This window comes from Thermoflexus sp. (genome assembly GCF_042408365.1).
GTDB lineage: Bacteria > Chloroflexota > Anaerolineae > Thermoflexales > Thermoflexaceae > Thermoflexus.
In genome coordinates, this window is sequence record NZ_JBHOQJ010000285.1 from 1 (window position 1) to 6,977 (window position 6,977).

The 6,977-nt window shown below is 64.0% G+C and carries 6 protein-coding genes and 1 tRNA gene; 6 read left to right on the forward strand and 1 reads right to left on the reverse strand.

The window, feature by feature from the left end; translation table 11 throughout:
• The first annotated feature begins 197 nt into the window (after nucleotides 1-197).
• The 5 genes from ACFMO5_RS13055 to ACFMO5_RS13075 all read left to right on the forward strand — a co-directional run bounded on the left by ACFMO5_RS13055 (nucleotide 198) and on the right by ACFMO5_RS13075 (nucleotide 5,718).
• Nucleotides 198-271: transfer RNA gene (locus tag ACFMO5_RS13055), tRNA-Val, on the forward strand.
• 401 nt (nucleotides 272-672) lie between these two features.
• Entirely contained in the window at nucleotides 673-2,463 is a 1,791-nt protein-coding gene (gene thrS / locus ACFMO5_RS13060; protein WP_376793189.1) for a threonine--tRNA ligase, read from the forward strand.
• A gap of 164 nt (nucleotides 2,464-2,627) precedes the next feature.
• Complete coding sequence (locus ACFMO5_RS13065) at nucleotides 2,628-3,803, forward strand: deoxyguanosinetriphosphate triphosphohydrolase (protein WP_376793190.1); 1,176 nt, start codon at nucleotides 2,628-2,630, stop codon at nucleotides 3,801-3,803.
• On the forward strand, nucleotides 3,793-5,142 hold the full coding sequence (locus ACFMO5_RS13070) for a hypothetical protein (RefSeq protein WP_376793191.1): 1,350 nt from the start codon (nucleotides 3,793-3,795) through the stop codon (nucleotides 5,140-5,142). Before ACFMO5_RS13065 ends, ACFMO5_RS13070 begins: the two co-directional genes overlap by 11 nt.
• A gap of 270 nt (nucleotides 5,143-5,412) precedes the next feature.
• A complete protein-coding gene (locus ACFMO5_RS13075; RefSeq protein ID WP_376793192.1) occupies nucleotides 5,413-5,718 on the forward strand; it encodes a hypothetical protein in 306 nt (101 codons plus the stop codon).
• 169 nt (nucleotides 5,719-5,887) lie between these two features.
• Here ACFMO5_RS13075 and rplS read toward each other — a convergent pair whose 3' ends face one another.
• Entirely contained in the window at nucleotides 5,888-6,304 is a 417-nt protein-coding gene (rplS, locus tag ACFMO5_RS13080) for a 50S ribosomal protein L19 (protein WP_376793193.1), read from the reverse strand.
• Between the two features lie 470 nt (nucleotides 6,305-6,774).
• On the opposite strand from rplS, the gene ACFMO5_RS13085 reads away from it, so the two are divergent.
• Nucleotides 6,775-6,977: DNA gyrase subunit A (locus ACFMO5_RS13085; RefSeq protein WP_376793194.1), on the forward strand; the 203-nt coding region annotated here is incomplete at its 3' end.

Consider the following 6,977-nt stretch of genomic DNA (forward strand, 5'->3'; position numbering starts at 1 on the left):
GCACCCGGGCCGGGGGCAAACGGTGGGAGGTGGGATCTTCTCGGGCTCGACTTTGGGGAGGACGAACAACAATCGCATGGGCCTCCTCCAGGGGGTGTCTCCCCTTGATTATCCCAATTTCACCAACAGGTGAACAGTCACCCAAGAAGGTGGGCCTTGCTGCTTTGCCTCTAGCTTGCTATAATGATCCATGAAGTGGGCGGTTAGCTCAGGTGGTGAGAGCGCCGTGTTGACAACGCGGAGGTCAGAGGTTCGAGTCCTCTACCGCCCATCCGGAACGGCCCGCCCCGCTCGGGGTGGGCCATTGAACATCATACCGGGAAACCCGAGGAAGGGGACACGCTCTCAAGCAACCCCACGCCAGAGCGCGGGCCTCAAAGGCTGGGAGGGCCCGTCGTGGAGGCCTTGAGGGCACCGCCCTGGAGGGGTCATTCCGATCCGGCACGGCGCCGGGGTAGGGATGAACGGCCCGCCGTCGTTATCCGGCAGAGAGCGCGATCGCGCAGAGCCCGCGCGATCGAAATGGGGTGGAACCGCGGGAGGCCTGCGCCTCTCGCCCCGATGGGGCGGGAGGCGCATTTTTTATTCTGTCCGATCGGCCGTCGGCGTAGGCCGAGGGCCGGCTGAAGGCCTTAAAAGGGCGGCTTCCAGTCGCCGCCAACGGAGGTAGGGATGCCCCAGAAAAAGATCATTCCTTATCAAGACACATGGCTTTACCGCATCCGCCATTCATGCGCCCACATCATGGCCCAAGCCGTCCTGGAGATGTTCCCGGAGGGCAAGCTGGGAATTGGACCGCCCATTGAGGACGGCTTCTACTATGACTTCGACCTGCCCCGCCCGCTGACGCCGGAGGACTTGGAGCGGATCGAAGCCCGGATGCGGGAGATCATCGCCGGGAACCACCCCTTCGTCCGCCGCGAGGTGACCCCGGAGGAGGCGCGGGCGCTGTTCAAGGACCAGCCCTACAAGCTGGAGCTGATCGAGGATATCCTCCAGCGCGGCACGGACGAATACGGCAATCCGCTTCCCCCGGGTCAGCGCCCCATCCTGACCACATATCGGCATGATACCTTTGAGGACCTGTGCCGTGGTCCTCACGTGGAGCACACAGGCCAGATCCACCCCGGGTCCTTCAAGCTGCTCCACGTGGCCGGCGCCTACTGGCGCGGCGACGAACGCCGGCCGATGCTCCAGCGGATCTACGGGACGGCATGGGAAACCCCAGAGCAGCTCGAGCAATATCTCTGGCGCTTGGAGGAGGCCAAGAAGCGCGATCACCGGCGTCTGGGCCGGGAGCTGGATCTCTTTTCCTTCCACGACATCGCCCCCGGCGCGCCCTTCTGGCATCCGAGGGGGATGATCCTCTTTCGGGAACTGGAGCGGTTGTGGCGGGAGGAGCACGACCGCCGAGGCTATCAGGAGATCTCCACCCCCATCTTGGTCCATCGGAAACTCTGGGAGCAATCCGGACATTGGGAGCATTATAAGGAGAACATGTTCCTGCTGGAAGTTGAGGGGCAAGAGTTCTCCCTCAAGCCGATGAATTGCCCTGAATCTACGATCATCTATCGCTCCCGCTTGCGCTCCTACCGAGATCTCCCGCTGCGGCTGAACGAGATCGGGCGGCTGCATCGCTTCGAGCGCTCCGGGACGCTCCACGGGATGCTGCGGGTGCGGCAGATCACGATGGACGACGCCCACATCTACTGCCGGCCGGATCAGATCCTGGAGGAGATCGACGGCGTCCTGGACCTGATCTACAGCTTCTACAGCATCTTCGACTTCCAGCCGGAGTTCTTCCTGAGCACCAAGCCGCCCAAGGCGATGGGGGATCCGAAGCTATGGGAGATCGCCGAGGAGGCTCTCCGTCAGGCCCTGGAGCGTCGAGGGATCGAATACGGCCTCAAGGAGGGTGAAGGCGCTTTCTACGGCCCCAAGATCGACGTTCAGGTGAAGGACGCGATCGGCCGCGAGTGGCAGCTGGCCACGGTGCAGCTGGACTTCCAGATGCCGGAGCGGTTCGCGCTGGAGTATATGGACCGGGACGGCACGCCTAAGCGCCCGGTGATGATCCATCGGGCGATCTTCGGCTCCTTTGAGCGTTTCATCGGCATCCTGACCGAGCATTACGCGGGCGCGTTCCCGGTTTGGCTGGCTCCCGTCCAGGCCGTGGTCATCCCGATCACCGATCGCCACACCTCCTACGCCCATGAGATCGGGACGAAGCTTCGGGCGGCTGGCCTGCGGGCGGAGGTGGATGATCGGAGCGAGCGGATGCAGGCCAAGATCCGCGACGCTCAACTCCAGAAGATCCCCTATATGCTGATCGTGGGGGACCGGGAGGAGGCCGCTGGGACGGTGGCCGTCCGCCTGCGGACCGGGGAGGACTTGGGGGCCATGAGCTTAGAGGCGTTCCTCGGCCGCGCCCTGGAGGCGATCCGCACCCGCCGGGGGCTGTAAGGCTCGAGAAGGGACGGGTGACCTCACCGCCTGCCTCACTTTTTGAGGGTTGACGCGGCGCTGCGGCGGAACGAGCCTCTGGGCTCGGTCTACGAGCACCCGGTCGATGAAGCAGGAAGTGGCCGGTTATCTATGGCGCCCGATTGGGCGAAATAGATGACTACATGTCATGGAACGGAAAGCCAGCGATGCGCACCCGCCAGGATCTCGAAGCGATTGAAGATCAGATCCTCGCCCCTTATGCCCAGCGCAGCCGGCTCAGCCGGGGCCGCCAATATCCGGAACCGGAGCACCCTTACCGCACGGCCTTCCAGCGGGACCGAGATCGTATTCTCCATACCACGGCCTTCCGACGTTTGAAACACAAGACCCAGGTCTTCATCATCACGGAGGGCGATTACTACCGGACCCGCCTCACCCACACCTTGGAGGTGGCCCAGATCGGACGGACCATCGCGCGAGCCCTCGGGGTGAACGAGGATCTGGTGGAGGCGATCTGCCTGGCCCACGACTTGGGCCATCCGCCCTTCGGCCACGCGGGCGAGCAGACCCTGAACCGCCTGATGCGGGACCATGGGGGCTTTGAGCACAACGCCCAATCCTACCGCCTGGTCACCCACCTGGAGCGCCGCTATCCGGAGTTCCGAGGCCTGAATCTCACCTATGAGGTCCTTGAGGGCCTGGTTAAACATGAGACCGAATACGATCACCCCCTGATCCGCGAGTTCGAGCCCCACCGCCGTCCGACGCTGGAGGGCCAGATCGCCAACCTGGCCGACGAACTGGCCTACACCGCCCATGACCTCGACGACGGCCTTCGCGCCGGTCTGATCCGCCCGGAGGATCTGGACGGCCTCGCCCTGTGGGAGGAGCTCCGGCGATCCATTGGATGGGATGGGAAAGGGTTCAACGACCTGATCCGCTACCGCCTGGTGCGTCGGCTGATCGGATGGATGGTCACCGATGTGATCGCTGCCACCGATCAACGGCTGCAGGACCTCCGGCCGCGCTCCCCGGAGGAGATCCGGGATCACCCCACCCCCTTGGTTGGTTTCTCCGAGGCGATGGTTGAGAAAGTGCAGGAGCTGAAGCGGTTCCTTTACCAACGTCTTTACCGCCATCCCCATGTGGTGCGCATGCAGGCCAAGGCGGAGCGCATCATCGAGGCCCTCTTCCGGGCCTACCTTCAGGAGCCGGAACAACTGCCTTACTGGGTCCAGGAACGCATCCAGGAGGAAGGGGACCTCCACCGGGTGATCTGTGATTACATCGCTGGGATGACCGACCGCTTCGCCCTGGGGGAATACCGCCGCCTCTATGAGGTCACCGATGTGCTGTAGCCGACAGCTCCGAACCCTGCCCCTCGCGCTCAGCCTCCTCTTGCTGGCGGCCGCGCCGCCGGATCCCCGGTTCGGGGTGGTGGAATCCCCGGAGGCCCCAGATTGGGCGGCCCGGCTGGGCGTCGCGTGGACCCGGGTGCGGTTCGCGTGGCATGAGATCCAGCCCAACGGCCCGGAGGACTGGAACCCCCCGTGGCCGGTGGAGCGCCTGGAGGCCGAGCGACGGGCCGGCCGGGAGATCGTGGCCCTCGTGCTGGGCACCCCGGAATGGGCCCGCGCCGACCCGCAAATCCCCGGGGTGCCGAGAGGCCTCTATGTGGAAGAGAGCCGTCCGGAGAACCTATGGGCGGCCTTCCTGCGGCGCCTGGCGACCACGTATCCTTTCATCCACACCTGGATCATCTGGAACGAGCCGGACATCTGGGACCCTACGTATCCTGGATACACGTGGGGTGGGACCGAGGCGGATTTCGTGCGGCTGCTACGGGTGGCTTACCGCACGCTCAAGGGGCTTAACCGAGAGAACCGGGTCCTCCTGGGGGCGTTCACCTATTGGTGGGATGCGGTCTACGGCCGCCGGCCTTACTTCGAACGATTCCTGGAAGCCCTAGCCCGCGATCCGGAGGCCCCTCGATCCGATCGATATTTCGACGGCCTGTGCGTCAACCTCTACTTTAACCCGGATAGCCTCCACGATCTGATTCGCTGGCATCACGAGCGGATGCGGGCCTACGGCTTTGATAAGCCGATTTGGTTGACCGAAACCAACGCCGCCCCCTCCGAGGATCCGGCCTGGCCGGTGCCCCATCCGATGTTCCGCGTTACCCTGGAGGAACAAGCAGCCTTCATCGGTCAAGCGATGGCGATGGCCCTCGCGGCCGGAGCCGACCGTCTGGCCGTCTACAAGCTGGTCGACAATCCCACGGATCACTTCGCCAACCCCGAGCCCTTCGGCCTGGTGCGAGAGGACGGCTCGCCGCGGCCCGCCTTCCAGGCTTACCAAGTCGCCATCCGAACGCTGGCTGGGTTCACCGAGGCCCGCCTGGTCCGTCGGGACCGTGTGGCCGTGGTGGAAGTTCGAAAGCCCGACGGTCGAATATGGATCGCCTGGTCCCGAAGCCCACAACCCCAATCGATCATCCTGCAACGGCAAGGGACGCTCCGGGGCGCGATCGACGGGATGGGGCGCCCCGTTCCGTGGACAGCCGTTGCCCAGGGCTATCGCGTGACGCTCCCCGGGGCACGGTGTGGGCAACGCTTGGGGACCGCGTGTATGATCGGGGGGATGCCGGTTTATATGGTGGAATCCGCCCTCCGGCCGCTCCGGGAGCCGGAGTGATCCAAGAGCCAGAGCCGAGCCAGCGGCTCACACTGCTCCACCGCGCCGGAAAGATCTTTCTCGGGCTAGCAGACCTGCGACGAAAGCGCCAGCCGAGGAGGAGAAGAACGGAGAATTCACCTAAAATTGAGGCAATGGCTTGGCCAGAGGCCGTTCAGACACCCCGTCGGCTCCCCTCGCCTCCTCCCCGCGCCGCAAAACGGTGGGAAGGGGGTAGAGGAGAGCACACATGAGGACCTGAGAACCTATCGCTTCGCGAAAGGAGAGCCCGTGAGCGCCTTGGAACCCACCATCCCACCGGAGAGATTCCGGCAGCTTTTAGAGCAGTTGTCCAACCTCTCAGAAGATGAGCGCGCGCTGTTGCTGGCGTTGACCGAGCTGGATCAGGCGATCGGCCGCTCCCTCTCTCCGGACGAACAACAGCTCCTTCAGCGCCTGGCCGCCTCGCTCCAGACCTATGATCCAGAGGAGATCCGCGCTGCAATCCGCCGTGTGGTCCAGAGCCACCCCCAACGCCCGGCTGAGCCCTGGCCTGGTGACCTACGCCGTCGCCTGCGCCGCCTGAAGAAGCGCTGATCGCGAAGGGCTGAGGCAGGCCGTGAAGCTACCCCTTGGAGCACATGGCTTAGCGGGCGGAATGGGTTCGCCGGCTGGCCGGCCATCCGGGTATCGGTTCGGCCCTCACCGCACTCCGAACGCCTAATGCGCTGTCCTTAATGATTTAACAGGGATCGCTCCCCCCTTTTCATTGAGACTCGGTGGCTTCCGCCGCTTCTTCTGGTGGAAGCTCCTCCGCCTCCGGCGCAGCGATCAGACGCTCCTTCAGGCGGGCCGCCTTCCCGAAGCGCTCCCGCAGGTAATACAGCCGGGCCCGGCGGACGCGGGAGTGGCGTACCACCTCGATGTGATCGATGCGGGGAGAGTAGAGGGGGAAGGTGCGCTCCACCCCGATGCCGTGGGCGGCGATCCGTCGAACCGTGAACGTGCGTCCAGTTCCGCTGCCCCGGATCCGAATCACCGTCCCCTGAAAGATCTGCACCCGCTCTTTATCCCCCTCCCGGATCCGCAAGTGCACCCGCACCACATCCCCCGGTCGGAGCTCGGGGACCGGGCGTCCCGCGATCCATTCCCGTTCCAGCTGTTGAAGGATTAAATCGCTCATCCCGCTTTCCTCACAGAGGGTTCCGGAGCTCAAGAAATCCAGCCGGCCTCGAATGCGCCGGATAAGAACACGCAGAGAGAGATTATAACGGCTTCCATAGATCCTGACAACATGCCCGGCCAGTCGGTGCTGCCGCAATGGCGCCACTGCTTCGCGGGAGCTCCGAACGGAATGGGGCCCGGCTGAATAATTACAGGGAAAGAATTCGCCTCTCCCTCTGTCTTCAAGTAGAATCATTGAAGCCCTCCGATGGCACTTGTGATCGAACGATCGATCGAAATCCCTCCCTCGCAACAACAGCAGTCCAGGGGGCTCCGGGGAGGGAGGAGAAAAACCCTTCGGGGTTCAGGATGGCCTTCACCCCCGAAGATCCCCACGGAGGAAAGCAATCCGGGGATCGGAGAGATCCCCTCAGCGGCCTCTCCGGCCCCTTGCATCTCTTGATTCTGCACCAAGCAGGAGGCCTGTGGATGTCGACGGAGAACGTGATCCCAGTGGAGATCGAGGAACAGCTGAAAACGGCTTACCTGGACTACGCCATGAGTGTGATTGTGGCGCGGGCGCTGCCGGATGTGCGGGATGGGCTGAAGCCGGTGCAGCGGCGCATTTTGTATGTGATGCACGAGATGGGGCTGCACCCCAACGCCCCTTACAAGAAGTCGGCGCGCATCGT